Source organism: Fertoeibacter niger, from assembly GCF_009380135.2.
In the GTDB taxonomy this organism is placed as follows: domain Bacteria; phylum Pseudomonadota; class Alphaproteobacteria; order Rhodobacterales; family Rhodobacteraceae; genus Fertoeibacter; species Fertoeibacter niger.
In genome coordinates this window covers 622,919-649,537 of record NZ_WHUT02000001.1, presented here as the reverse complement: position 1 = coordinate 649,537, position 26,619 = coordinate 622,919, and the positions used below count along the sequence as shown (strand labels likewise).

General features: G+C 65.8%; 23 protein-coding genes. 13 read left to right on the top strand and 10 right to left on the bottom strand.

Features of this window, described 5'->3' with window-relative positions:
* The first annotated feature begins 78 nt into the window (after positions 1 to 78).
* Complete coding sequence (locus GEU84_RS03110) at positions 79 to 3,741, top strand: vitamin B12-dependent ribonucleotide reductase (protein ID WP_152824008.1); 3,663 nt, start codon at positions 79 to 81, stop codon at positions 3,739 to 3,741.
* A 92-nt stretch (positions 3,742 to 3,833) separates the two neighbouring features.
* Here GEU84_RS03110 and GEU84_RS03105 read toward each other — a convergent pair whose 3' ends face one another.
* On the bottom strand, positions 3,834 to 5,081 hold the full coding sequence (locus tag GEU84_RS03105; RefSeq protein WP_152824007.1) for a lytic murein transglycosylase: 1,248 nt from the start codon (positions 5,079 to 5,081) through the stop codon (positions 3,834 to 3,836).
* A 101-nt stretch (positions 5,082 to 5,182) separates the two neighbouring features.
* Positions 5,183 to 6,217 carry an EF-P lysine aminoacylase EpmA gene (gene epmA, locus GEU84_RS03100; RefSeq protein ID WP_152824006.1) on the bottom strand — a complete coding sequence of 345 codons (1,035 nt, stop codon included), beginning with the start codon at positions 6,215 to 6,217 and terminating at the stop codon, positions 5,183 to 5,185.
* 103 nt (positions 6,218 to 6,320) lie between these two features.
* On the opposite strand from epmA, the gene efp reads away from it, so the two are divergent.
* A complete protein-coding gene (gene efp, locus GEU84_RS03095) occupies positions 6,321 to 6,887 on the top strand; it encodes an elongation factor P (protein ID WP_174539285.1) in 567 nt (188 codons plus the stop codon).
* A 71-nt stretch (positions 6,888 to 6,958) separates the two neighbouring features.
* Here the strand turns inward: efp and GEU84_RS03090 are convergent, their stop codons facing one another.
* Both GEU84_RS03090 and GEU84_RS03085 read right to left on the bottom strand, forming a co-directional pair.
* Complete coding sequence (locus GEU84_RS03090; RefSeq protein ID WP_152824004.1) at positions 6,959 to 8,281, bottom strand: aminotransferase class I/II-fold pyridoxal phosphate-dependent enzyme; 1,323 nt, start codon at positions 8,279 to 8,281, stop codon at positions 6,959 to 6,961.
* Positions 8,278 to 9,069: a M15 family metallopeptidase gene (locus tag GEU84_RS03085; RefSeq protein WP_217438500.1), complete on the bottom strand. Its 792-nt coding sequence runs from the start codon at positions 9,067 to 9,069 to the stop codon at positions 8,278 to 8,280. The genes GEU84_RS03090 and GEU84_RS03085 overlap by 4 nt, the downstream gene beginning before the upstream one ends.
* Before the next feature lie 199 nt (positions 9,070 to 9,268).
* Between GEU84_RS03085 and GEU84_RS03080 the strand changes: the two genes are divergently transcribed.
* Positions 9,269 to 11,344: a S8/S53 family peptidase gene (locus GEU84_RS03080; protein ID WP_152824003.1), complete on the top strand. Its 2,076-nt coding sequence runs from the start codon at positions 9,269 to 9,271 to the stop codon at positions 11,342 to 11,344.
* A 112-nt stretch (positions 11,345 to 11,456) separates the two neighbouring features.
* Here the strand turns inward: GEU84_RS03080 and GEU84_RS03075 are convergent, their stop codons facing one another.
* Positions 11,457 to 12,686, bottom strand: a complete 1,230-nt coding sequence (locus GEU84_RS03075) for a phosphatase PAP2 family protein (protein WP_152824002.1) — start codon at positions 12,684 to 12,686, stop codon at positions 11,457 to 11,459.
* 161 nt (positions 12,687 to 12,847) lie between these two features.
* Here GEU84_RS03075 and GEU84_RS03070 point away from each other — a divergent pair, with 161 nt between their 5' ends.
* Positions 12,848 to 14,449, top strand: a complete 1,602-nt coding sequence (locus tag GEU84_RS03070) for an AfsR/SARP family transcriptional regulator (RefSeq protein WP_152824001.1) — start codon at positions 12,848 to 12,850, stop codon at positions 14,447 to 14,449.
* 94 nt (positions 14,450 to 14,543) lie between these two features.
* Here the strand turns inward: GEU84_RS03070 and kdsA are convergent, their stop codons facing one another.
* Genes kdsA through GEU84_RS03055 form a run of 3 tightly spaced genes read right to left on the bottom strand, consistent with a single transcriptional unit; the run spans position 14,544 to position 17,665 of the window.
* On the bottom strand, positions 14,544 to 15,374 hold the full coding sequence (gene kdsA / locus GEU84_RS03065; protein ID WP_152824000.1) for a 3-deoxy-8-phosphooctulonate synthase: 831 nt from the start codon (positions 15,372 to 15,374) through the stop codon (positions 14,544 to 14,546).
* Positions 15,375 to 15,384: 10 nt separating this feature from the next.
* Positions 15,385 to 17,022, bottom strand: coding sequence for a capsule biosynthesis protein (locus GEU84_RS03060; protein WP_338144745.1), 1,638 nt, complete (start codon positions 17,020 to 17,022; stop codon positions 15,385 to 15,387).
* Positions 17,006 to 17,665: an ABC transporter ATP-binding protein gene (locus GEU84_RS03055; RefSeq protein ID WP_152823998.1), complete on the bottom strand. Its 660-nt coding sequence runs from the start codon at positions 17,663 to 17,665 to the stop codon at positions 17,006 to 17,008. Before GEU84_RS03055 ends, GEU84_RS03060 begins: the two co-directional genes overlap by 17 nt.
* 228 nt (positions 17,666 to 17,893) lie before the next feature.
* Here GEU84_RS03055 and GEU84_RS03050 point away from each other — a divergent pair, with 228 nt between their 5' ends.
* The 3 genes from GEU84_RS03050 to rpsI all read left to right on the top strand — a co-directional run bounded on the left by GEU84_RS03050 (position 17,894) and on the right by rpsI (position 19,833).
* A complete protein-coding gene (locus GEU84_RS03050) occupies positions 17,894 to 18,676 on the top strand; it encodes an SseB family protein (protein WP_152823997.1) in 783 nt (260 codons plus the stop codon).
* Between the two features lie 201 nt (positions 18,677 to 18,877).
* Positions 18,878 to 19,342, top strand: a complete 465-nt coding sequence (rplM, locus tag GEU84_RS03045) for a 50S ribosomal protein L13 (RefSeq protein ID WP_152823996.1) — start codon at positions 18,878 to 18,880, stop codon at positions 19,340 to 19,342.
* A 2-nt stretch (positions 19,343 to 19,344) separates the two neighbouring features.
* On the top strand, positions 19,345 to 19,833 hold the full coding sequence (rpsI, locus tag GEU84_RS03040; RefSeq protein WP_152823995.1) for a 30S ribosomal protein S9: 489 nt from the start codon (positions 19,345 to 19,347) through the stop codon (positions 19,831 to 19,833).
* A 136-nt stretch (positions 19,834 to 19,969) separates the two neighbouring features.
* Here rpsI and GEU84_RS03035 read toward each other — a convergent pair whose 3' ends face one another.
* Positions 19,970 to 20,170 carry a DUF1127 domain-containing protein gene (locus tag GEU84_RS03035; RefSeq protein WP_241427551.1) on the bottom strand — a complete coding sequence of 67 codons (201 nt, stop codon included), beginning with the start codon at positions 20,168 to 20,170 and terminating at the stop codon, positions 19,970 to 19,972.
* 115 nt (positions 20,171 to 20,285) lie between these two features.
* Between GEU84_RS03035 and GEU84_RS03030 the strand changes: the two genes are divergently transcribed.
* The 5 genes from GEU84_RS03030 (at position 20,286) to GEU84_RS03010 (ending at position 25,121) form a co-directional block, all read left to right on the top strand.
* A complete protein-coding gene (locus GEU84_RS03030; RefSeq protein WP_174539283.1) occupies positions 20,286 to 21,689 on the top strand; it encodes an aminotransferase class I/II-fold pyridoxal phosphate-dependent enzyme in 1,404 nt (467 codons plus the stop codon).
* 128 nt (positions 21,690 to 21,817) lie between these two features.
* A complete protein-coding gene (locus GEU84_RS03025) occupies positions 21,818 to 22,081 on the top strand; it encodes a hypothetical protein (RefSeq protein WP_152823993.1) in 264 nt (87 codons plus the stop codon).
* A 228-nt stretch (positions 22,082 to 22,309) separates the two neighbouring features.
* On the top strand, positions 22,310 to 23,197 hold the full coding sequence (locus tag GEU84_RS03020; protein WP_152823992.1) for an ABC transporter permease: 888 nt from the start codon (positions 22,310 to 22,312) through the stop codon (positions 23,195 to 23,197).
* A complete protein-coding gene (locus tag GEU84_RS03015) occupies positions 23,194 to 24,000 on the top strand; it encodes an ABC transporter permease (protein WP_152823991.1) in 807 nt (268 codons plus the stop codon). The genes GEU84_RS03020 and GEU84_RS03015 overlap by 4 nt, the downstream gene beginning before the upstream one ends.
* Positions 24,001 to 24,044: 44 nt before the next feature.
* The gene (locus tag GEU84_RS03010; protein ID WP_174539299.1) at positions 24,045 to 25,121 is read left to right on the top strand and encodes an ABC transporter ATP-binding protein; all 1,077 of its coding nucleotides are present in this window, start codon (positions 24,045 to 24,047) and stop codon (positions 25,119 to 25,121) included.
* 14 nt (positions 25,122 to 25,135) lie between these two features.
* Here the strand turns inward: GEU84_RS03010 and GEU84_RS03005 are convergent, their stop codons facing one another.
* Positions 25,136 to 25,774: an EF-hand domain-containing protein gene (locus GEU84_RS03005; RefSeq protein ID WP_174539282.1), complete on the bottom strand. Its 639-nt coding sequence runs from the start codon at positions 25,772 to 25,774 to the stop codon at positions 25,136 to 25,138.
* 180 nt (positions 25,775 to 25,954) lie between these two features.
* On the opposite strand from GEU84_RS03005, the gene GEU84_RS03000 reads away from it, so the two are divergent.
* Positions 25,955 to 26,614 (top strand): glutathione S-transferase family protein, encoded by a 660-nt coding sequence (locus GEU84_RS03000; protein WP_152823989.1) that lies wholly within the window; start codon positions 25,955 to 25,957, stop codon positions 26,612 to 26,614.
* Positions 26,615 to 26,619 lie beyond the last annotated feature (5 nt).

Sequence of the window (26,619 nt, the reverse complement as noted above, 5' to 3'; positions counted from 1 at the left end):
GACGGGGGCCGAGAACCATTGCCCCGCCGGGAACAAACAAGGGCGTATCGCCCGCCACAAGAAACGGAGTTGGGGCAGATGAAGATCGAGCGGACATTCACGACCGAAGCGACCGGGGCCTATGGTGCGATGGGGTTCACGACCACCGTGTCGGAAATCCGCAACCCCGATGGCACCGTGGTCTTTCGCAACGACGCGGTTGAAGTGCCCGAGGGCTGGAGCCAGGTGGCATCCGACGTGCTGGCGCAGAAGTATTTCCGCAAGGCGGGGGTTCCGGCGCGGCTGAAGAAGATCAAGGAAAAGGGCATGCCCGAATTCCTGTGGCGGTCAGTCGCGGATGACGCGGCGCTGGCGGCCTTGCCCGAATCCGAGCGGATCGTCGGCGAAACATCGGCCAAGCAGGTGTTTGACCGTCTGGCAGGGGCCTGGGCCTATTGGGGCTGGAAGGGCGGCTATTTCACCACCGAATCCGACGCGCGGGCCTATTACGACGAAATGCGATTCATGCTGGCGCGGCAGATGGCGGCGCCGAACAGCCCCCAGTGGTTCAACACCGGGCTGCACTGGGCGTATGGCATCGACGGCCCGTCGCAGGGGCATTATTATGTGGATTACCAGTCGGGCGTTCTGACCAAATCGGCCAGCGCCTATGAACACCCGCAGCCGCATGCCTGCTTCATCCAGTCGGTCAAGGATGATCTGGTGGGCGATGGCGGCATCATGGATCTGTGGGTGCGCGAGGCGCGGCTGTTCAAATACGGCTCGGGCACCGGCACCAACTTTTCCAGCCTGCGCGGCGAGGGCGAAAAGCTGTCGGGCGGCGGCAAGTCATCCGGCCTGATGGGGTTCCTGAAGATCGGCGACCGGGCGGCGGGGGCGATCAAATCGGGCGGCACCACGCGGCGCGCGGCCAAGATGGTGATCATCGACATGGATCACCCCGATGTGGAAGATTTCATCAACTGGAAGGTGATCGAAGAGCAGAAGGTGGCGTCGCTCGTCGCCGGCTCCAAGATGCACGAGCAAAAGCTGAACCTGATCTTTGCCGCGATCCGCGGCTGGGACGGCGCGATTGCCGATGCCACCGACCCGGCGAAAAATGACGCGCTGAAAGCTGCGATCCGTGGCGCGAAAAAGGTGATGATCCCGGAAACCTACATCAACCGGGTTCTGCAATACGCCCGGCAAGGCTTTGGGTCGATCGAGTTTCCGACCTATGACACCGACTGGGATTCCGAGGCCTACATCTCGGTCTCGGGCCAGAATTCCAACAACTCGGTCCGCGTGACCGATGCCTTCCTGCAAGCGGTGAAGGATGATGCCGACTGGGCGCTGATCCGCCGCACCGACGGCAAGGTGGCGAAAACCATCAAGGCCAAGGATCTGTGGGATCAGGTGGGCCATGCCGCCTGGGCCTGCGCCGATCCGGGGATCCAATTCCACGATACGGTCAACGCCTGGCACACCTGCCCCGAAGATGGCGCGATCCGGGGGTCGAACCCCTGTTCGGAATACATGTTCCTCGATGATACCGCCTGCAACCTGGCCTCGATGAACCTGCTGACCTTCTTCAAGGACGGCAAGTTCGACAGCGCCGCCTATATCCATGCCTCGCGGCTGTGGACGATCACGCTGGAAATCAGCGTGATGATGGCGCAGTTCCCGTCGAAGGAAATCGCGCAGCTTTCGTTTGATTTCCGCACCTTGGGCCTGGGCTATGCCAATATCGGCGGCCTGTTGATGAACATGGGCTTTGGCTATGACAGCGCCGAGGGCCGCGCGCTGTGCGGTGCGCTGACGGCGATCATGACCGGCGTGGCCTATGCCACATCCGCCGAAATGGCGGGGGAACTGGGCGCATTCTCGGGCTACGCCCGCAACCGTGAACACATGCTGCGCGTCATCCGCAACCACCGTGCCGCCGCCTATGGCCGCGTGACGGGGTATGAGGCTGTCAACGTGGCCCCCGTGCCGCTGGATCACGCGAACTGCCCGGACCAATCGCTTGTTCCGCTTGCAAAATCTGCCTGGGACGAGGCGCTGAGCCTGGGTGAAAAGCATGGCTTCCGCAACGCCCAGACTACCGTGATTGCCCCCACCGGCACCATCGGGCTGGTGATGGATTGTGACACGACGGGCATCGAGCCCGATTTCGCGCTGGTGAAGTTCAAGAAACTGGCCGGTGGCGGCTATTTCAAGATCATCAACCAGTCGGTGCCCGCCGCGCTGGAAAAGCTGGGCTACCGTTCGGCGCAGATTGCGGAAATGGTGGCCTATGCCGTGGGCCATGGCTCCTTGGGCAACTGCCCCGGCATCAACCATACCTCGCTGGTCGGCCACGGCTTTGGCCCGCGTGAGCTGGAAAAGGTCGAGGCGGCGCTGCCCTCGGCCTTCGACATCCGCTTCGTTTTCAACCAGTGGACGCTGGGTGAGGATTTCTGCAAGAAAACCCTTGGCATCCCGGCGGACAAGCTGGCTGATCCGACGTTCGACCTGCTGCGCCATCTGGGCTTCACCTCGGCGCAGATCGCGGCGGCGAACGACCATGTCTGCGGCACGATGACGCTGGAAGGCGCGCCGTTCCTGAAGGCCGAACATTACAGCGTGTTCGACTGCGCCAATGCCTGCGGTAAAAAGGGCAAGCGTTATCTGTCAGTTGAAAGCCACATTCACATGATGGCTGCGGCGCAAAGCTTCATCTCGGGTGCGATTTCCAAGACGATCAACATGCCGAACACGGCCACCATTGCCGAAACGCTGGCGGCCTATGAACTGTCGTGGAGCCTGGGCATCAAGGCCAACGCGCTTTACCGTGACGGATCGAAACTCAGCCAGCCGCTGGCATCGGCGCTGGTCGAGGATGATGAAGAGGCCGAGGAGATCATGGCCTCGGGGTCGCAGCAGGAAAAGGCCGTGGTTCTGGCCGAGAAGATCATCGAAAAGGTGATCGTGCGCGAGATCATCAAATCGCACCGCGAAAAGCTGCCGGAACGCCGCAAGGGTTACACGCAAAAAGCCATCGTCGGCGGTCACAAGGTTTACCTGCGCACCGGCGAGTATAAAGACGGCACGCTGGGCGAGATTTTCATCGACATGCACAAGGAAGGCGCGGGCTTCCGCGCCATGATGAACAACTTCGCCATCGCCGTGTCGGTGGGCCTGCAATACGGCGTGCCGCTGGAGGAGTTTGTGGAGGCCTTCACCTTCACCAAATTCGAACCGGCGGGCATGGTGCAGGGCAATGACAGCATCAAGAACGCGACCTCGATCCTCGACTATATCTTCCGCGAACTGGCTGTGTCTTATCTTGACCGCACCGATCTGGCCCATGTGGCCCCGAAAGGCGCGTCTTTTGATGACATCGGCGGCGGCACCGAAGAGGGCAAGCGCACCAATATCACCGAAGTGACCGATGCGGCAGCGTCGCGCAGCCTTGAGGTGCTGAAGCAGATTTCCTCGACCGGCTATCTGCGCAAACGCCTGCCGCAGGATCTGGTGGTGCTGCAAGGCGGGGCAGGCGGCAGCCTTTCCGCCGACATGGGCCTGCTGACCGGTCTGGCCACCGGCACCAGCGGCATGACCGCGCTTGTAAGCGGTGTCGTGGGCATGGACGCCCGGGTCAAGGCAAAGATGCAGGGCTATGAAGGCGACCCCTGTGGCGAATGCGGCAACTACACGCTGGTGCGCAACGGGACGTGCATGAAATGCAACACCTGCGGTGGGACGAGTGGGTGTAGCTGAGGAGATTGAGGTTGGGACGCAGCGTTGCCGCGATGCGTCCCGGCTTTCAACTGTGATTGAACGGGCGGGGACTGCTCCTCGCCCGTTTTCCCTTACCGCAACCGCCCCAGCAGTTCCGCCGAGGGCACGCCCGTTACCGGCAGGCCCACGCTCTGCTGATAGCCTCTGATCGCCGTCTCGGTGTTCTTGCCGATCACGCCATCCGTGCCTTGCGTGTCAAAACCCGCCGAGGTCAGGCGGCGTTGCAACTCCTGCCGGTCGGCTTTGGTCAGGCCCTGTGCGTCGGGGGGGAAGCTGGCGCGGATTGCCGGGCCGCCGCGCAGCCGGTCTGACAGGTGGCCGATGCCGATCACATAATTCTCGGAGTTGTTGTAGCGGGTGATCACGGTGAAGTTGCGGAACACCATGAAGGCCGGGCCAGAGGCCCCCTGCGGGATCAGGATTGAGGCTGCGCCATGATCGGGCACCGCGCGGCCATCCATGTCGCGCACGCCCTGCGCCGCCCAGTCGCCCGGGCTGCGGGTGGTGCTGCGCCCGAATGGCCCGCCGAAGCCGGCGGGCAGCCGCACCTCCACCCCCCAGGGCTGGCCCCGCGTCCAGCCGGAGCGTGAGAGGTAAGCCCCCGCCGAAGCCAGCGCATCGGTGGGATCATCCGACCAGATGTCGCGCCTCCCGTCGCCGCGGAAATCCACCGCATAGGCAAGGTAGGATGTGGGGATGAACTGGGTATGGCCCATCGCCCCGGCCCAGCTGCCGGTCATGCCCTGCGGGGTGACATCGCCGTTTTGCAGGATCTTCAGCGCCGCCACCAGTTGCTGTTCAAAGAACGCGCCGCGCCGCCCGTCATAGGCCAGCGTCGCCAGCGCCGACACCACCGGCACATTGCCGCGCCGCGCGCCATACTGGCTTTCCAGCCCCCAGACGGCAGTGACAACCGCAGCCTCTACGCCGTAGCGGGATTCGATCTCGGCCAGCACGCCGCTATTCTGCGCCAGCGCCGCGCGGCCACTGGCCACCCGTTCATCCGATGCGGCGATCGCCAGATAATCCTCCAGCGTGCGGGTGAATTCGGTCTGGTTGCGGTCACGCTCGATCACGCCGGGCAGAAAGCCCGCGGTGCGCAGGGCGGCATCAAGCGTGCCTGCGGATATGCCCTGACCGGCGGCGCGGCCACGAAAGCCCGCAAGCCAGGCGTCAAAGCCCGCATTCGGCACGGGTTGCAGCACCGGTTCCGGCGCGCGCGCGCCGCCACCTGTGGGTCTGGCCCCAATGCCGCCACCACAGGCCGACAGGCCCATGGCGATAGCGCCCAAGATCAATGTGCGTCGTGTTGCCTGCATGCTGCCCGCCCGTTTTTTGCTGCTTTGGCGCATCCTAACCCATCCGGCGGGCGCGGCAAAGCCGAAGCGGCGGATGCGCGGGGCTTCGCCGGGGCAGGGGGTCAGCCCGCCACCGGCGTCCAGATCACATCGTCGATCCTTGGGGCTCCGGTGGCCAGCATCACCAGCCGGTCAAAGCCCAAAGCGATGCCCGATGCGGGTGGCATATGGGCCAGCGCCGCCAGAAAATCCTCGTCCAGCGGGTAACGCTCGCCGTAAACGCGCTGCTTTTCGTCCATCTCCAGCCCGAAGCGGCGGCGCTGTTCGGCGGGGTTGGTCAGTTCGCCAAAGCCATTGGCCAGTTCCACCCCGCAGGCATAAAGCTCGAACCGTTCGGCAAGGCGCGGGTCATCGGCGGCGGGGCGGGCGAGGGCCGCCTCGGCGGCAGGGTAGCGGTCAAGCACCGTCATGCGGCCATGGCCCAGGTGCGGCTCTACCTTTACCACCAGAACGCGGCTGAGGAGATCCGACCATGTGTCATCCGCCACGGCGCGCAGGCCGATGCCCGTGACAGCGGCCCGCAGGGCATCGGCATCGGTCGTGCCGTCAGCGTTGATCGTGGCCAGCAGGTCGATGCCCGCATGGCGCTGGAACGCCTCTGCCACGCCCAGCCGTTCCGGTTCGGCAAAGGCATCACAGGTGCGGTCGCGGTAGCGCAGCGGGCCACCACCGTTCACACGCGCCGCCAGCCGCAGAAAGGCTGCGCAATCCTCCATCAGCACGGTGTAATCCTCGCCCGTGCGATACCATTCCAGCATGGTGAATTCGGGGCTGTGCAGGGCGCCCCGTTCGCGGTTGCGCCAGACATGGGCAAAGGCCGCGATGCGGGTCTCGCCGGCCGCCAGCAGTTTCTTCATCGCGAATTCGGGGCTGGTGTGCAGATACATCGGGCGGGCCACGGCATCATTGCCGATGGCCTCGGTCGCAAAACCATGCAGATGCGCCTCGTTCCCCGGGCTGACCTGCAAGGCGGCGGTATCCACCTCGGTAAAGCCCTGATCGGCGAACCAGCCGCGCAGCGCCGCCTGAATGCGGTTGCGGGTGATCAGCAGCGGGCGGCGGTCGGCATGGGTTGTGGCATTCCACCAGGGGGTCATGGCATCGGCTTTCGGCTGGCGATTTTCATCAGGATGCGCTAAGCGGCAGGGCAAAGCCCGCGCTGCTTACTTGGCGGGCCCTGCAACCACAAGGAAGACCTCAGTGAAAGTCATCGCTTCGAGCCTGCGCAAAGGGAATGTCGTCGAACTGGACGGGCGGCTGTATGTCGTTCTCAGCGCCGAGAATTTTCATCCCGGCAAGGGCACGCCCACCACATCCGTCGATATGCGCCGCATTTCCGACGGGGTGAAGGTGGCCGAACGCTGGCGCACCACCGAGATGGTGGAAAAGGCCACGGTGGACGAGCGGGAGTATGATTTCCTTTATGAAGACGGCGAGGGCTTTCATTTCATGGAGCCGACCACCTATGAACAGATCGCCGTGCATCCCGATGTGGTGGGCGACGCACGCGTGTTTCTGGCCGACGGGCTGAAGGTTTATCTGAAAACCTTCGAGGGTGTCGCGCTTTCGGTCGAACTGCCGCAGAAGCTGACGGTAGAGATTGCAGAGACCGAGCCGGTGGTGAAGGGCCAGACGGCCAGCTCATCCTACAAGCCCGCGATCTGCACCAACGGCGTGCGGGTGATGGTGCCGCCGCATATCGGGGCCGGCACGCGCATCGTGATCAACACCGAAGACAATTCCTATCAGGGCCGCGCGCAGGACTGACGCTGGCATGACGGCATGCGAACCCCGGTGCCGCCGCGCCGGGGTCTTGCTTTGCGGCGGGTGGCCGTTGGTTAGGGGGTTTGTGCGGTGCTGCCAAGGTCAGCCTCGTGCAATGCTGCCCGGGCCATGGCCGCAAGGGCGGGCATGCGAGCGATGTCTTCGGCGCTGTGATCGGCCATCACCATCAGCGGCCAGTGCCAGCCCCCCGGGCCTTCCACCAGATTGACGATGCCGCCCCGCGCCAGCATGGCGGCGGTCATGCGGCGGGCGGTGGCGGCATCACCCAGGGCCAGCGGCACCATCGGCCCCGGGCGGCCCCCCGGCACAAAGCCCTGCGCCGCCAGCGCGCCGCGCAGGGCCAGCACATTGGCCATCAGCCGCTGCCGCCTGTCCTGGCCTTCGATACTGTCCACAATGGTAATGGCGGCATGCACGCTGGCGGTCAGCACGGGTGACAGCGCGCAGCCGCCGCCCTGCGCACCGGCCCCCAGCCGCAGCGCGGTCTTCAGCGCCGGATGCCGCCCGGCCACAAAGCCGCCATTGCCCGCAAACACCATGGCAAAGCCGCCGGTCACGATGTCGATCTCACCCGGCAGGCCCTGCTCTTCGATCACGCCGCCGCCTGTCGGGCCAAGCGCGCCCAGATCCTGCGAGACATCCACCAGAAACGTCGCGCGCCAGCGGCGGGCCAGATCGCAAAGCGCGGTCAGATCGGGGCTGGTGCTGCCGCTGGATGTCAGGGCTTCGATCATCAGCAGTATGCCCGCATCGTGCGCCCTGCCACGGATCGCGGCCAGCGTGCCCGCCACCGCCGCCGCATCGGGCGGCACGGCATGCAGGCTGGCCATGGCGGCGCGCCCCGCCTCGTGCCAGGATGCCGGGGCGGCAGCATCCAGCACCAGATGGTCGCCGGGGCGCAGCAGGGCGCGCAGCACGGCCTGGCCCGCGCCCCCGCCGCCGGGAAACAGCGTGGCATCGGCGCAGCGCAGAAATCGGGCGATGCGCTGTTCCAGCGCGATGCTGCGGGTCGAAAGCCCCATCAGCCCGGCAGGCCCCCCGGCATGCACGCCCGAGCTTTGCGCCGCCGCCATTGCCGCCGCGACGACACGCGGGTGGCTGCCAAGACCCAGACAATCCTGCGAGGCGAAATTCACCCCTTCGAAATTGTGCCCCGCCGCATCCAGCCCCCTGATCTGCGGCCCGACGGGTGTGACGGTGGCCTTGCCATGCGGCGACAGCCCGGCATCGGCCTGCGCCTTGACCCAGTCGGCAACAATGGCCCAGCGGTCCAGCAGATCGGGGTTCGCCGGGTCAAGATATTGCGCGACAGTGCCATGCAGCACGTCGATGCCGCGGTGGGGGGCAGCCTTTCCCCCGGGGCCGGGTTCGGTCATTTCAGGCCGAGAGCCTCCAGCACCACGCCTGATCCCTGCCCGTCGGGGGTCAACCCGCGCTGCGCCTGAAAGGCCAGAACGGCGGCCCGCGTGTCCTTGCCGAAAATGCCGTCCTCGTCGATTTCCACCGGGGCCAGCGCGCGGTTCAGCGCCATTTGCAGCGCCAGCACGGCGGGGCCACGGTCGCCGATGGTCAGCGCGCGTGGCGGCACGCTGGCGGGGGTGCCGAATTCGCCATCCCTGGCCCATTTCTGCACCAGTTGGTCTGACGCCTCGAAATGCATCGAATCCTCGCGCGGAAAGGCCGCGCCCCAGTAAAAGCCATGGCGGTTGAAGATCGGGTAGATCTCGACCAGCCCGCGCTGCACCAGACCGTCGTTGTAGCCGTCAAGCCTGCCCTCGATGGTCAGGTCAACCGCGATGCCCCAGGCGTGGTTGGAGATTGACGTGGACGACCCTCTGACCAGCCGGCAGCACAGCATGCCGGCCGAGCCCAGCACGCGGTGGATCGCCGGTTGTTCGGCCTGGATGTCATCCATGATGCGGCGCAGCGCACGCACGGCGGGGCGCAGGCCCGTCACCCGGAACGGCCCCATATCCGCCGTCTCGACCATGGCGATGAAGGCCGGGTTGGTGGGGTTCTGGCAATCCTGTGTATAGGTGCCGCGCGGCATGCCGATCAGCGCGGTATTCACGCTGTTGCGCGCGGGGCGCAGGGCACCGTTCACCGTCAGTCGGCTGGCGATCGGCGTGGCGCTGAATGTTATTTCTTCGGAAAAACTTGGCATGGCAGGCAAACCCCTCGCAATGGCCCGACACAAAGGGGCCGCAGGTTCAGCAATGCCCGAAGGCCGTGAATTGGACGTGAGCCGCAGCTGGGGGCCGCGCGCGGGGTCGTGAAAAATCCGCGAATTGCGGGCGGGGCGGCTTTTCTGCCCCTGCGGCTGTGGCAGGATGGCGCCAAGCAGTGGCAGGCGGAGGGTGATCATGCCGGGTTGGACGGGCTTTGGCGCAACGCCGCAATGGGGCTATGCGGATTGGGAATCGTTGCAGACCCCGGGCCTTGCCGGGGCGCAAGTCGTGCCGCTTTTCCTGCGCCTGCATGATTCTGCCGTGCCCGACCATGCCGCGCTGATGGCGCTGCTGAACGGGCTGGTGGCCGGTGGCGCGTTTCTGACGCAGGCCGAGCTGGACGGGATTGCCACCGAATGGCCGCCTGCCGGGCCGCCGGTTGCCGGGCTGCGTCTGGTGCTGCACGCGCCGCGCGGGCAGATCGGCGCGATCATGGCGGTGGCCGATGTGCTGCATGTGGGCCCGCCGCTGCCGCTGCCAGACCAGCCGGGCGCAGCCGATGGCCTGCCTGCGGGGCAAGGCTTGCTGGCTGCTGGTGGCATGGCCCCCGCCACGCCGCTGCTGGGGGTGATCGACGATGGCATCGCCTTTCTGCACGCGCGGCTGAGGCGCGGGCCGGGCCAAAGCCGGGTGCGTGCCGTCTGGCTTCAAGCCGATGCGCGGGTTGTTCCGGGGGTGTCGGGCGGCCTGATCCACGCAGGCCGCGTGTTGCGCGCGGCTGATATTGATGCCCTGCTGGCCAGTGGCGAGGAAGAGGCCGACATCTACCGCCGCAAGAACCGGGCGCTGCTGCCGGTGATCCACCGCCACAGCACCAACCACCGCGTCAGCCATGGCGCGCAGGTGCTGGATGCGGCGGCGGGGGCGCTGGCCGAAGGCGGCGATGCCGATGATGCGGCGATGCGCGCGGTCGATGTGCTGGCGGTGCAACTGCCCCCGGCGGCGGTGATCGACACATCGGGGCGGCGGCTGGAGCCTTTTGTGGTGCAGGGCCTGCGCTGGCTGGTGGCCGAGGCGCTGGCGCGTGGCGGCGGACCGCTGGTGGTGAATATCAGCTTGGGCAGCCTGGGCGGGCCGGGCGATGACACGGCCTTTCTGGCGGAATGGCTGACCTATGAGGCGGGGCGCTATCACGCGCTGACCGGGGCCGATCTGCATGTGGTGCTGCCCTACGGCAATGCCCACCGCCAGCGGCTCTATGGCCGGGCCTGCGTGGCGGCGGGCAGCCCTGCCGCGCTGGACTGGTGCCTTCTGCCCGATGACCACAGCCCCAGCTTTCTGGAGATTCGCGCGCCTGCCGGGGCCACGGCGGGGCTGCGCCTGCGGCTGGTGGCGCCTGACGGGCGGGTCGATGTGCTGGATATGACCTGGGCCGAGGCGGCGCAGGGCTGGCAGGTGGCAGGCCCCGCCGGGGCAGGGCCGCTGGCCGCCGTCCTGCCGCTGGCCGAGGTGCATCATGCGGCGCTGCTGCTGGCGCTGGCGCCCTCGGCGCGGGTGGATGCCGGGCCGCTGGCCCCCGCCGGGCGCTGGCGGGTAGAGGTGACGGGCGCGGATGCTGCGGGTGTTGTCGTGTCGTTCCATGTGCAGCGCGACGACACGCCCGCAGGTTATCGCCCGCTGGGGCGGCAAAGCTGGCTGGATCACCCGCTGGCCTGGGAATGGGATATCCAGACCCGTGACTGGATCAGACCGCTGGAGGCGGGTATGCCGGGGGCCCAAATGCAGACCTGCGTCGTGTCGCGGCTGGGCAGCAGCGCCGCCCATGCCGGGGCCATTGACCCGCGCATCCTGTTGGTGGGCTCGATCAAGCCGCGTGTGGGCGGCGGCGATGACACGGTATCCTCGCTGTATTCCGCCGAGGGGCTGGATGCCACGGCTGCCCCCGGGGCCGCCTGCGCTGCACCCGGCGCGGGCCTGCGGCAAAGCACCGGGCCGTCACTGGTGGCTCTGGCCGATGACGGATCGCATCTGTTCGGGCGGCGCACGTCGGGCGTGCTGTCGGGTGCGGTGCAGCGGCTGTCGGGCACATCGGTGGCGGCCCCCGCCGTGGCGCGCGCCCTGCTGCGCGCCTATCTGGCCGGGGCGGGCAGCGTGGTGCTGAACGACCTGCTGAAAACCCCTGTGCCGCCCAATGCGCCGAAAGACCGGCTGACCGGCTGGGGCGCGCTGGCCGGGCAGGCCGCCTATACCCATGCGGGGGAGCTGGCCTGAGGCCGGTTCTTTCCCGCACCGCCATCCGGCCGCGTTCCCCAGCAAGGCCGGCAGTCTTGGCCCCCAGCCAAGGCTGATGACACCGGGGGGCTGTTAGCCCCCCGGTGTCATGTCACCATTCCGCCACCGCCGCTTTCCAGACCGCAGGCAGGCTGTGCCATGCAGCGGGCTTGGCCATGGCATAGCTGTCGCCGGTCTGCCAGGCATCCGCAGCGCCCGGGGCGGTGGCCAGCGCCACGCGCCAGTCGCGCAGGGTGAAATCCTTTGCAGTGGCCGGTTGCCCGCCTGCCGCCGGGATGACCCAGTCGCTGCCGCGCGCCGCCAGAACGGGCAGGGGGGTTGCCACACCTTCGGCATGGGCCACCAGCGCCATGGCCGAGGCCACACCAAGCAACGCGCCATGCGCCGAATCCACCGGGTAATGCACCCCCGCCACCGTGCGGTTGTCGGCGATGCGCGCGGCCAGCCGGAACAGCAGCGTCAGCGCATCGGGCGCGCCCGCAGCCTCGGGCGCACCGGGGGCGGGCATCACGCCCAAGGCATCGCGCACCGCCGCCACGGGCGAGGTGCCGGGGTTTTCCACCGCCATGCGCAGGCAGGCCAGCACGGCGGCAAAGGCAAAAGCCTCGGTCGCGTGCCCGCTGGGATAGGCCGAATGCCCCGGCGTGGCGATGACCGGCTGCACCTGCGGCGACAGGGCGTTGGGCCGCGGCACCGAGCAGAAATGCTTGATCCGCATCTCTTGCGACGACACGGCATTGTAGACCGCATGCAGAAAGATCATCGTCCAGCGCTTGCGGTTCCAGTTCAGCGGCTGCTGCGCCCCGAAGAACGACAGCATGTCACCCTGCTGCGCCAGAATCTCGGCCATCCGGTCGCCGCGCAGATCAGATGCCATGCGCAGGATCGGCAGTTGCAGCTCCAGATCCGCCAGGGTGGGCGAGGTCAGCGTCAGCACCGTCTTGCCGCCCGCCTTCAGCAGCACATTGCCGTTCTTGGGCATCACGTCAAACAGCGACATCGCCTCGTGCGTCAGCACGGCGATGCGGGCATCGGGTTGCAGGCTGTCAAGGCGGCGCAACTCCTCCACCTTGTTGGTCGAGGGGGCAAAGGGTTCTGTGCCCTTCCAATACCCGCTCTGGTTGCCATCCCAATAGCCCATCAGCGCCTCGGCGGTCAGGGCCAGTGCCGAACTCAGCCCCGGCGAGCCGCCACCCGCAGCATGCACGCCATGCACCCCGTGGACGCCATGCACCCCGTGAACCCCATGCACGCCATGAACCCCGTGGACGCCATGCACCCCATGAACACCATGCACACCGTGAACACCGCTGACCGACATATCTTCCCCCGTTTTCCGCAAGACAGGCCCCAGCATGCGGCATGGCCCGCCCCGATCAATGCCAGATCGCAAGCCCCCGGCCCGTTTGGCGTATTTTTCACGGATATTGCTGCTGGCCCCATGTTTCGCTACGCTGACCTTGGGGAAATCATCGGAATACCATGAAACTGCAACTGATCGGCACAGTGGAGCTGCGCGATGACGGGGGGCGTGACCTGACCCCGCGCAGCGCCAAGGCCCGTGCGATTCTGGCCATGCTGGGGCGCGTGCCCGAACGGCGGCGCGGGCGGCGCTGGCTGGAGGGCAAGCTGTGGTCGGACCGGGGCGCAGATCAGGCCAGCGGCAGCATGCGCCAGGCGCTGACAGAGATCCGGCGTGCCTTGGGCGAACATGCGCACCGGCTGATCAGCGACCGTGACACCATTGCCTTTCCGGGGCTGGAAACCGACCTGGATCAAGACCCCGAGGGGGCGCGGCGCGCGCTGGTCTCGGGGCGCGAGTTTCTGGAAGGGCTGGATATCGGCGATCAGGAATTCGAGGATTGGCTGCGCAGCGAACGGCTGCGGCTGACGGTCGATCACGCCTATCCCGCCGATCGGCGGGGCCAGATCGTGCAGGCGGTGCTGCCGCTGCTGGTGCGGCCGCAGCAACTGCCCGAAGGCATCGGCGGTTTCGTGGGGCTGGCGCTGGTCGATGCCATTGCCCGGCTGATCGGCGAATTCGCCGAGGTCGAGGTGTTTTCGGATCAGGGCCACATGGGCCCGGTGCTGCTGCCCGGGCGTGGAATGGAACTGTCGATCAACGGCGCGGCCAGCGGCGGCGTGCTGCACATGCTGGTATCGCTGACCGCGCTGGGGTCGCGGCAGGTGCTGTGGTCGCGCCGGGCCACCCTGCCGCTGGACCAGCCCGACCTGATCGCCGAGGGCGAATTTCCGCAGATCGTGTTCCAGGCTGCCGAGGCCGCCTATGCCGCCACTGCGGCCCTGCCTGCACCGGTGGAGCACAAGGCCTGGGGCGATGCGGCGATCTCGCTGGCGATGCGCGACATGTTCACCTTCGAGGCCGACAAGCTGCGCCGCGCCGACAGGCGGTTGCAGGATGTGCTGGCGGCCGCACCCTCGGCGCGGGCCTATGCCTGGCGCGGCTATCTGCGGCAGATCATGGCGGTAGAGCGCACCGAGCCCGACTGGGAACGCCTGCGCGCCGAGGCCGACGAATTCGCGCGCAAGGCGGTGGAGGTGCCGGGGGCCAACCCCTTGGTGCTGGCGCTGGTGTCGCAGGTCAGGGTGATGCTGGATGCCAACCCCGAGGCAGGGTTCGCGCTGGCCCGCGATGCGGCGGCGCTGAGCCCGTTCAACGCCTTTACCCATGCCGCACTGTCAGGCGCGCATCTGCGCATGGGCCGGTCGGAAGACGCGTTGCGCGCGGCACGGCGCAGCGCCTCGGTTGCCGGGCGGTCGATCTATTCCTTCTGGTGGGATTCGCTGGCGGGGCTGGCGGCCATGTCGATGGGGCAACTGGAGGCCGCGACGGCGTTTTATCAGGCGGCGCATGTGCGTGCGCCATCGTTTCGCGCGCCGATGCGGCATCTGGTGGTGCTGCATCTGGTGGCGGGCCGGGTGGAAAAGGCGCATCAGGTGCTGGCCGACCTGCGCCGGGTGGAGCCGGATTTCAGCCTTGCGCTGATCCGCGACGACCCGCGCTATCCTGCCGCCACCCTGCGCCGGGGCAATCTGCTGGGCCGGGCCATGCGGGCGCTGTAAGGCACCCCACGCTCATCAGGCCTGAACGGCCTTCTTCGCGTGTCACAGCAAAGAACACCGGCAGGCCGGATCAGCGGACAGGGACCAGATCAGATCACACCCGCAGCGGGTTGGCCTTGGCCAGCCGATCGAAATCCATCAGGCTGGCGACAAGTGCGGGCATCTGGTGCAGATGCACCATGTTCGGCCCGTCTGACGGCGAATTGTCGGGATCCTGATGCGTTTCGATGAACACGCCCGCAATGCCGATGCTGACGGCGCAGCGGGCCATCACCGGGGCAAATTCACGCTGCCCACCGGTGGCCCCGCCAAGGCCCCCCGGTTGCTGCACCGAATGGGTGGCGTCCATGATCACCGGATAGCCGGTTTTCACCATGGTGGGCAGGCTGCGCATGTCGGCCACCAGCGCGTTATAGCCGAAGGACACGCCGCGTTCGGTCAGCAGGATTTTCTCGTTGCCGGTCGAGGCCACCTTGTCGGCCACATTCGCCATGTCCCAGGGCGCCAGAAACTGGCCCTTCTTGATGTTGATCACAGCGCCCGTCTCACCCGCCGCGATCAAGAGATCGGTCTGGCGGCACAGGAACGCCGGTATCTGGATCACATCCACCATCTGCGCCGCTGCGCGCGCCTGATCGGCATCGTGGATGTCGGTCAGCACCGGGATGCCCATGGCGCGGATCGCCGCCAGCACCTCCAGCCCCGCCTCCATCCCCATGCCGCGCTTGCCTTTCAGCGAGGTGCGGTTGGCCTTGTCATAGCTGGCCTTGAACACATATTGCGCTCCCGCAGCCTTGCAGGCCTCTGCCATCACGCCCGCAATCATCTGGGCATGATCCAGGCTTTCCAGCTGGCAGGGGCCCGCGATCACCAGCAAAGGCTGGTCATTGCCGACGGTCAGCCCGCCGATCATCACGTCTTTCATCACTTCGTCCTTACGCCGAGACCTGTTCGCGCAGGATCGCTGCGGTCATCGAGATCATCAGGTAAATACCCGCAAAGATCAGCATTGCCACCAGTGTATTTTCAAAGGCGCGCGGATAGCTGGGCGCATCCGGGGCCACCGGGCTGACCGAGACCGACAGATAGCGCACCTGCCGGTTCGCCTCGACCCGCGCGGTTTCCAGCGATTGCAGCGATTGCGCCAGCATCAGTTGGCGCGTCTGCACATCGGCCTGCGCCACCAGCAATTCGCTTTGCACCTTGGCCAGCGACAACCCGCTTTCGCCGTCTTCGGTCAGTTTCGCCCGCACCGAGGCGATCTCCGCCTCAAGCGAGGCGATGCGGCGGCGCAACGGTTCCATCCGCGCGGCATTGGGGTTGGCGTTCGATTCCATCTGCATCAGCGACAGGCGGTCGGTGGTCAGTTGGGTTTCCAACTGGCCCAGCTGCGTGGTGATCAGCGTCACCTCCACCTCGGACGACAGCACCTTGAAGCGTTCCTGCAATTCGACCACGCGGCGCTGTGCCTCCAGCATCTTGGCCTCGGTGTCTTCATAGCTGTCGCGCGCGCCTGCCATCTGGTCTTCGCGCATGCGGGTGGTCAGCTGATCCACCTGTTCCTCGGCATAGCCGATCAGCGCCTGCGCATAGCGTGCGGCAACGGCGGGGTCAGGGGCCACCACCTCCATCTTGATGATGCCTTCGGTCGGGTCATAGGCGATTTTCACGTTGCGCTGATAAACCTTGTAGACCGCCTCTTGTGTGGCATCGGGGGCCAGGCGTTGCAGCGGGTCGATCTCGGGCTGGCTGAACTGGTCGCGGAAACCGATGTCACTGTCCAGCCGCAGCATGGCATCGCGCGACTGCAAATAGCCTTGCACCGCGATACTGTCTTGCGACGTGGCAAAGCTGGTGCCGCTTAGCAGGCCCCCCATGCCCGCCGCCGCCGGGCTTTCCGCCTGCTGGATCACGAATTCTGACTTCGTGGCAAAAAGCGGCGTGGCCACGACGTGATAATAATAGCCCGCCAGCAGCGTGGGCAGCATCACGAAGAACAGCAGCCGCGAGGTCAGCAGGATCATCTTGCGGCGGCGGCGTTTGGCGATGTCACGCTGGATGCGCATGATATCGGCGGCGTGGCTTTGCTCGGCCCGCACCTCGGTCGTGGGCACTTTCAGCGGGCGCAGGCTGCCGGGCAATTGCACCCCGTCGCCGCGCGGCAGGGGCGCCAGCGCGCGCGAGGCTTCGGTGGGTTCACCGTCAGAAGTCACGAGTTCAAGCATGTTGTTGCGCTGGAACGGGTCGATGCCCGCTTGCCGCAGCAGGCGCACCGCGTCGAAATCGGATGTGGCGGGCAGGCCGTGCTTTTGCGCCACGCGCCGCGCCATGCGCAATTGGCGCCCCGTCAACCCTTCGTGCCGGATCGAATCCAGATCGGTGGGGCCGGTGGCGGGCGTGCCATCGGGCGCGGCAGAGGGATAGCGCAGCGGGCCGAAACCATCGTCATCCGGCGGGCTGAACAGATGTTCGCCCGACTGTGTTCCCGACTGCCCGCCCGCCTGCATGCGCGGCGGCGGGGCCACCACCAGATCGGGGCGACGGATGCGGAACCGCTTAGCTGTGAGCTTCATAGTCATAAAGACGTTTCGCTTCTTCCAGGGTTTCGAACATGTAAAGCTGCCCGTTGCGCAGCACGGCCGCCGAGCGGCAGAATTTCTCCAGCGTCTGCGCCTGATGCGACACCACGACCACGGTGGAATTCTTCAGCCTTTCGCGCAGGATGCTGCCCGCCTTGCGGTTGAATTCGACATCGGTCGTGGCGGGCATGCCTTCGTCGATCAGATAGATGTCAAACTCCAGCGCCAGCATCAGCGAAAACGAGAAGCGTGACCGCATGCCCGAGGAATAGGTGCCCACCGGCATGTCGAAATATTCGGCGATCCCGCACAGCCAGCGGCAGAAACTTTCGACATAATCGGCATCGAGGCCGTAAAGCCGCGCGATGTAGCGGGCGTTTTCGGTGCCGGAATGTTTGCTGACCACCCCGCCCATGAACCCCAGCGGGAACGAGATGCGCGAGGACCGCAGCACCTTGCCCTCATCGGGTTTTTCCAGCCCAGCCATCATGTTGATGATCGTGGTCTTGCCCGCGCCATTGGGGGCCAGGATGCCGAGCGAATTGCCAAGCTCTACCCGGAACGAGGCCCGGTCAAGGATCACCTTGCGCCGTGTGCCCGTCCAGAAGGACTTGCTGACATTCTCGAACTCGATCATCGACGTGCCCTTGGCCTGCGCCCCAACAGCGGTGCGTCCCGCATACCGGATCTTCTTTAACGCCCGGTCATTTTTCTTATGCGCACTTCTGGGCAGCATTATGTCGGCAAAGTGCAAGGCAAGGCAAGGGCAATGGCCGGGCCGGCCTGTGCCCTTGCCCGGCAGGGGCAGGCGGATTAGGTGGGGCCGCATCCGCCCATCGACGCCCGCCACCGCAAAGGAACCGCCATGACCCCGCTTGACGCCGCCCATGCCGTGATGGAAGCCAAACCCGGCGATCACGCCGCCCGGCTGCGGTTCTACGAACGGCTGGCCGATGGCGAGATGTTCCTGCTGCTGGAGGAAGAGCCCAGCGGCGACAACCTGACCCCCAAGGTGTTCGATCTGGAGGATGGCCCGGTGGTGCTGGTGTTCGATACCGAGGAACGGCTGGCGGGCTTTACCGGCATTCCCGCGCCCTATGCCGCCCTGCCGGGCCGGGTGATCGCCGCGCAACTGGCAGGGCAGGGTATCGGGCTGGGCATCAATCTGGGGGCCGCGCCGTCCTCGATGCTGCTGCCACCCGAGGCGGTGGACTGGCTGGCCGAAACGCTGGTGCATGGCCCTGACGAGGTAGAGGCGCGGCCCGAGGCGTTCCATGCGCCGATGGGCCTGCCGCAGGCGCTGCTGGAGGGGCTGGATGCCAAGCTGGCCCGCGCCGCCGGTCTGGCCGACCACGCGCTGCTGGCGGGAGTGACCTATGCGGGCGGGCGGCGCGGGCACATGCTGGCGCTGGTGGGGGCCGCACCGGGGGCCGAGGGCGCGTTGGCGCGCGCGGTGGCCGAGGCGCTGACATTTTCCGGCATCGAGGCGGGCGAGATGGATGTGACCTTTCTGGGCGCGGCTGATCCGGCCACTGCCGCCATGGCGCGCGTGGCGCTGCGGTTCGATCTGCCGCAGCCGGAACCGCGCGAACCCACCGCCCCCGCCGCCCCGGGGATGGACCCGTCGCGCCCGCCGATCCTGCGTTGACCGGGCCGGGGGTGATTTTTCTGCGAAAAATCGGCTCAACGGACCGGCGGTTTTTGGGGTAAATAGATACCTATATTGCAAGCACATGTTTTCATGTGATTTTAACTGGAATGCGCCCCTTGACGCGACGCGCAAAATGCCCGAAACACCCCCATCCGAATTCGCGGGGGGCAACCCCGGCATCACTCCATAGGGTTCCCCATGAAAACCTTCACCGCTACCCCGGCGGATATTGACAAGAAATGGATCCTGATCGACGCCCAAGGCATCGTTCTGGGCCGTCTCGCCACCATCGTGGCCAATATCCTGCGCGGCAAGAACAAGCCGACCTTCACCCCGCACATGGACATGGGCGACAACGTGATCGTCATCAACGCCGACAAGGTGCAGATGACCGGCAACAAGCGCGCTGACAAGCGCTACTACTGGCACACCGGCCACCCGGGCGGCATCAAGTTCCGCACGGCGGCGCAGGTGCTTGACGGTGCCCACCCCGAGCGTGTGGTCGTGAAAGCGGTTGAGCGCATGATCACCCGCAACAGCCTTGGCCGCCAGCAGATGACCAATCTGCGCGTCTATGCCAGCGCCGATCACCCGCATGAGGCCCAGCAGCCGATCGTGATGGATCTGGCTTCGCTGAACCCGAAGAACACCCGGAGCGCATGAGCATGGCCGATATCAAATCCCTCGACGATCTGAAATCGGTCGTCGCCGACACCCCTGCCGCCGCTGCCCCCATCGCCATCGTCCGCGTGCCGGTGCGTGACAAGCTGGGCCGCGCCTATGCCACCGGCAAGCGCAAGAACGCCGTCGCCCGTGTGTGGATCAAGCCGGGTTCCGGCAAGGTCGTGGTGAACGGCAAGACCATGGCGGAATACTTCGCCCGCCCGGTGTTGCAGATGATCCTGCGCCAGCCCTTCACCGTTGCCGGTGTGGAAGGCCAGTTCGACGTGATGGCCACCGTGGCCGGTGGCGGCCTGTCGGGCCAGGCCGGTGCGGTGAAGCATGGCGTGTCGAAAGCCCTGCAGCTTTATGAACCCAGCCTGCGCGGCGCGCTGAAAGCCGCAGGCTTCCTGACCCGCGACAGCCGTGTGGTGGAACGGAAGAAATACGGCAAGGCCAAGGCCCGCCGCAGCTTCCAGTTCTCCAAGCGCTGATACCTGCCACATCCTGCAAAAGGCCCGCCATTCCGGCGGGCCTTTTTGTTTGCCGGCAAGGGCCGAGCAACACCGGCGGGCCAATAAAAAAGGGCCGGGTTGCCCCGGCCCCAGTGGGGAGTATCAACAGCGGGCCTCAGCCACGCCAGAAGGGTTTGGCCACCTCGTCCTCGGCCTCGCGCAGCGTCATGCCGATGTCGCGCAACATATGCTTATCCAGCCTGGCAAGATGCCGGCGGCTCTGTCGGCGCTCTTCCCAGGCCAGGATGACCAAAGCCACATTGAACGCCACGCGCGCGAAGGGCGGCAGCGGGTGATGTGCGGCAAGAGAGGTCAACGGCGACAGTGGCAGAGAGCGTGACATGGGACACCTGATTTTTGTATTGATACAATCCTGATTTTCGGATAGGGAAAAGATACAATATGCCGCCGCATGCCACCAGAGGAACATTGTGACAGATACAATTTGGGCGCCAGACCTCACACAATTCCCCGGGCCGAAATACCTCGCGCTCAGCCGGGCGCTGCGCGAGGCGATCCGCAGCGGCGCATTGGCACAAGGCGCACAATTGCCCACCGTGCGCGATCTGGCCTGGAAGATCGGGGCGACGCCGGGCACCGTCTCGCGCGCCTATCAGCTGGCCACGCAAGAGGGGCTGCTGGCCGCCACCGTGGGGCGCGGCACTTTCGTGGCTGCCGCCGCCCCGCGCCTTGGCCCCACGCAATCGCTGTTTACTGAACGCGATCCGGGGCTTGTGACCGGGCTTGTCGATTTGCGCTCGCCGCAATTGCCTGATGTGGGGCAGGGCGCGGCCCTTGCGGCGTCCCTGCGCCGGATGGCCGATGCCATGGCCCCGGATTGTGTCGATTACCCCAGCCAGCGCGCCGAAGCCCCGCTGCGCGCCGCCATTTGCGATTGGCTGGCCGACCGGGTGCTGGGGCCTGCTACCGCCGATGACGTGGCGCTGACACTGGGCGGGCAAAGCGCCGTCGGCCTGATCTTTCAATGCTGCCTGCGCGGCGAGCGCCCCGTGGTGCTGACCGAGGATCTGGCCTATCCGGGGTTCCGCCATGCCGCCCGGCTGTCGCGCGCCGAGGTGGTGGGGGTGGAGCTTGACCAGCACGGCCTGCGCCCCGACGCGCTGGAGGCCGCCTGCCGCCGCCACGGCCCCCAGGTCTTGTGCCTGACGACCGAGGCGCAGAACCCCACCGCCGCCCGCATGCCCGAGGCCCGCCGCGCCGAAATCGCCGCTATCGCCCAGCACCACGACCTGCAAGTGCTGGAGGATGATTGCTATTCCATCGCCGAAAGCAGCGCCCCCGCCATTCGCGCGCTGGCCCCCGAACGCACCTGGTATGTCGGCAGCTTTTCCAAATCCATTTCCGCCGCGCTGCGGTTCGGCTACATCATCTGCCCGTCGGGCATGGGCCACACCGGGCGGCTGACGGCGCAGCACAGCTATTTCGCCCTGCCGCGCCCGGTGTCTGACCTGTGTCTTGACCTCTTGACCAGCGGCGTGGCTGCCGATCTGCGCCGCAAGGTGCAGGCCGAATTTGCCGACCGGTTGCAACTGATCGTCAATTGCCTGGGCGCGCATGATCTGGGCTGGCAACCGGGCCTGCCCTTTGTCTGGCTGCGGCTGCCTTCGGGCTGGCGGGTCAGCACATTCGCCCGCATGGCCGAGGCCGAGGGCGTGCTGGTGCGTTCAGCCGATGAATATGCGCTGGTGCATGGGCGGTCACCGAATGCGGTGCGGCTGGCGATTGCCGGTGGCATCCCGCGCGCACAGCTGGAGGCGGCCCTGTTGCGGCTGGCCCGGCTGCTGGCGCGTCCACCGGCAGAGCTGGCCGTCTGATCAGGGGGCACTGTGGCCCGCCTGACCCGTTCACGCACAATTGTGACAAGGCGGGGCGCGCAGGATTGACGACCGAGGGGCCGGAATGGCACGCTTATTTTAGAGCAGTTATAAAAAAGAGACCCAAAATGGGACATCAGGCCACCTTTCACGCCCCGCACGGGGGTGCGGACTTTCTGGGCCTGCGCGTTGCGCGGGACGGACACACCGAAATTGTCTATGATGACGGCGTGACCCGCCGCATGGTCTGGCGTGTCGCCGGGGCTGCCGCGGTCAGCGAGGCGCGTCTGTCGGATGCGCTGCGCGTGGCGGTAGGATCGCTGCGGGTGGTGCCCACGCTTTATGACGAGCTGAAAAAACGGGCAATCGCGATTGAACGTGTGGCGGGCTGAACCGTGGCGGTGCGATTGCCGTGCTGTTCAGCAACTTGCGATTTCTGGTGTAACCTGCTGAAAAGCCCATGAAAACCTGGGTTGTGACGGGCAGGTTACAGCACCGTGTGGGCCTTGCCGCATCTGCACAAGCCTGAGGCGCATCACGGTCTTCCACGCCGCGACCCCCTTTCCTTGCCCGAAGACCTGTGCAACTAAATCATCAAAGGGCGTGCAACAGGGGGCACCATGGCACAGGAAACGCGGTGGGGGCGCTTCAGGCGGTCCGAGGCGGCAAGCGGCTATCTGCTGGTCAGTCCCACGGCGGCCTATGCGATCCTGCTGTTGGCGGCGCCGCTGGCGATGATCATCCTCTACTCCGTCTTCCGCGACGGTTATCTGACGGTGATCCCGGCCTTTACCTTTGACAATTACGTTGAGACCTGGTCCAGCCCGATTTACCGTTCGGTCATGATCCGGTCATTGTCGGTGTCGATGGCCGTCACGCTGGTGACGGTGCTGCTGGCCTATCCGGTGGCGTATTTCGTCAGCTTTCACGTTGATCCGTCACGCAAATCCCTCTGGCTTTTCCTGATCACCATCCCGTTCTGGACCAGCTATCTGATCCGTGTTTTCCTGTGGAAGGTGATCCTGGGCTACAACGGCGTGGTCAATTCGGCGCTGATGAGCATCGGCGTGATTGACGAGCCGTTGACATGGATCAACTACAACATCCAGGCCTTTGTGGTGACGCTGGCCCATGCCTATGCGCCATTCGCCATCCTGCCGATTTTCGTGGCGATGGAAAAGATCGACCGCTCGCTGCTTGAAGCCGGGCAGGATCTGGGCGAAAGCCGGTTGATGACCTTCTGGCGCGTCACGCTGCCCTTGTCGATGGCGGGGGTGGTGGCTGCGGTTCTGATCGTGTTCATCCCGGTGATCGGCGATTATGTGACCCCCAACCTGATCGGCGGCGGCAAGATACCGATGATCGCCAACATGATCGAAAACCTGATGCTTGTGCGTGACAACAAGCCCCTTGGTTCGGCCATCGCCGTGTCAGCCATGCTGATCGTCACGGTGGTGAGCCTGATCTTCGTCTTTCTCAACCGCCGCTTTCTGGGGGGGACGAAATGAAATTCTCCGGCCTGCGCCTTTACACCATCCTCTACCTCGTGTTCCTTTACGCGCCGATCCTGCTTCTGCCGCTGTTCGCCTTCAACGACAGCAAGGTCATCGCCTTTCCGCTGTCGGGCTTCACGACCGCATGGTTTGCCGAGATGTGGGCCGACACGCAGTTGCACAATGCGCTGAAGAACAGCCTGATCGTGGCCAGTTCCGCCGCCATTCTGGCCACCACCTTTGGCGTCTTTGCCGCCCGCGCCTCCACCCGGTTCAACTTTCCCTACAAGGCGGGCATCATGGGGCTGGTGATGCTGCCGCTGGTCCTGCCCGAGATGATCGTGGCCATGGCGCTCTTGATCGTGTTGCTGGCGATGGGTGTGAACCTGTCGATCTTCACGATCATCCTGGGCCATGTGCTGATCTGCACCCCGTTTGCCGTAGCCATCCTGTCCTCCGCCTTTCAAAGCCTCGACAAATCGCTGGAAGAGGCCGCCTATGATCTGGGTGAAACGCCGCTGTCCACGTTCCGGCTGATCATCCTGCCGCTGGTGATGCCGGGCATCGTTTCCAGCCTGCTGATTTCCTTCACCATCAGCCTGGACGAATTCATCATCGCCTTCTTCCTGGGCGGCAACCAGACCACCCTGTCGGTTTACATCTTTGGCCAGTTCCGCTTTCCGGCCAAGGTGCCGTCAATAATGGCGCTGGGGACCATTCTGGTGCTGCTTTCGATCGTGCTACTCTCCATTGCTGAGTTTTTCCGCCGCCGGGGTCTCGCCCGGTCTGGCACCAAGGATACCGGAGGCTTCCTGTGAGCGTGAAACCCATGGCGGCACCGGGCGCGCGCCCGGCCCAGACGATGATCGAATTCCGCGATGTGCACAAATACTATGGCGATTATCACGCGTTGCGCGGCATTACCGCCACGATTCGGGCGGGTGAGTTCTTTTCGCTGCTGGGCCCCTCTGGCTGCGGCAAGACCACATTGCTGCGGACCATCGCGGGGTTTGAGGGCATTTCTTCGGGCGTGGTGCTGATTGACGGCAAGGATGTGGCGGCTGTGCCTGCCAACAAGCGGCCGACCAACATGGTGTTCCAAAGCTACGCCATCTTCCCGCATCTGACGGTGGAACAGAACGTGGGCTTTGGCCTGCGCCGCGAGGGGCTGAGCAAAGAGGCGCTGGCCGCCCGCGTGGCCGAGGCGCTGGAAATGGTGGGGCTGAAGGGCTATGGCGCGCGGGCCGCGCATGCATTGTCGGGCGGGCAACGGCAGCGGGTGGCACTGGCGCGGGCGCTGATCCTGAAGCCCAAGGTGCTGCTGCTGGACGAACCCCTGTCGGCGCTGGACAAGAAGATGCGCGAACAGATGCAGGTTGAATTGATCCGGTTGCAGCGGCAGGTCGGCATCACCTTCATCCTGGTCACCCATGACCAGGAAGAGGCGCTGGTGATGTCTGACCGGATCGCCGTCATGTTTGAAGGCGAGATTGCCCAACTGGCCGATCCCGAGACGCTCTATCGCAGGCCAAACTCCAAGAAAGTGGCGGATTTCATCGGCACGATGAATTTCCTGCCCGCCAGCATCCTGTCGGAATCGGACGGGCAGATCGAGGTGGAGGCCAAAGGCTTTGGCCGCGTGACGCTGGCCGCAGATCAGGCGCCCGGTGCCGCGACAGGCGGCGAGGCGATGGTGGGTTTCCGCCCCGAAACGCTGACGATCCTGTTTGACGGCCAGCAGGCGACCGACCGCGAGACCATGGCGACCATCGAGGAGGTCGTCTATTACGGCGACATGACCTATTACGACGTGAAGCTGGACGGGATGGACAGCGCCACCCGCATCTCGATGCGCAATGTCTTTGGCCGCCCTGTGCTCGATATCGGCACCCGCACGCGTATTGCCTGGTCGCCTGGCGCGCTCGTGCTGTTCCGGTAGGCAAGCGGGCCGCGTCACAACTGCGCCGCCCCGGTGCCGGCCCCGCGCGCACGGCGCATGGCGCTGGCAGTTTCGCCATTGTCCTGAATGGTTTGCGCCGCGTCCCTCACCTCGGACAGAGTGAGGCTGCCATTGCTGTCAGCGTCCAGCGCCAGCAGGCTGCGCCATTGTGCCGCCTCTGCCTCTGGCAAGGCCGCTTCCGCCGCGGCCTGAGCAGTTCTGCGCAGTTCAGACGGTGTGATGCGCCCGTTGCCATCGGCATCGGCGCGCTGAAACCCCAGATGCAGCCGCCCGCGCTGCCGTGCGGCTGCCAGTGCGACGATCACCGCGCTTTCTTCCGCCGTCACCGTGCCGTCATCATCCAGATCGGCGGCCAGAAGGCGGCGCAATGCGCTGGCCCGCGCCGCCGCCCGTTCCACCGCGATGAAGCGGTCGATGCCGGCCGCGTCGATGCCGCCACCTGTGCCATGGCCCAGGATCAGCCCTGTGACCGTTTCCACGAACCGCTCCGGGTTGTCGCGCAGGCGTTTGGCCAGCCGTTCGGACAGGGTGGAGCTGCCCTGCGCGGCCCTGTCCTGCGCCATGGCCGAACCCGCAAGCTGAACCTGGCCTGCCAGGGCAAGAACGCCCAGCATCATCACCACTCGCAGCATCTTTACCCCCTTTTTGTTCTCATTCCATCCTGCCGCACCACCCTTAATGAAAGGTGAATGCGCGCCGCAGTTTCCCAACCCTTTCCGGCGCGATGCCGCGAATTCCTGCATGGGGTCGCTTTCCGCCCAGTGCCGGTGCAGGATGCGGCGCATAAAGGCAAAAACCACGAAAGGCCCGCCATGCTGACGCTGCATTCCTCGCCCGACTCGGCCGCGCTTATCGTGCATGTCGCGCTGGAGGATTCTGGCCTGCCTTACCGCATCGTGCAGGTGGACCGGGCGAATGCCGGTCTCGACCGGCCAGAATACCGTGAGCTGAACCCGGCGGGGCTGATTCCGGTGCTGGAAACGCCGGACGGGCCATTGTTTGAAACCGGGGCGATACTGCTGTGGCTGGCTGACAATCTGCCCGAGGCCGCGCTGGCACCAAAGCCGGGCGATCCGGCGCGTGGGCATATGCTCAAGTGGTTGTTCTTCATCGCCAATACCGCGCATCCCGATCTGCTGCAAATCTTTTACCCCGAGCGTTTCGTGCCGCCCGAAGGCGAACCCGCCCACCGCGCGCTGCTGGTCGCACGCATGCACCGCCATTTCGGGCTGCTTGAGAAGGCGGTGGCATCAGAGCCCGCGCTGTTCGCGCCGCCCGCCATCCTCGCGCCCTATCTGGGCACGCTGCTGCGCTGGTCGCTGAGCTTTCCGGGCGATCAGGCCTGGCTGCGGCTGGCCGATTACCCCGCGCTGCACGCCCTGACCCTGGCGCTGGAGGCGCATCCGGCAGCGCAGCGCGCCTGTGCCGCCGAGGATCTGGGGCCGCATCCGTTCTCCGCACCGCTGCTGTGAGGTAG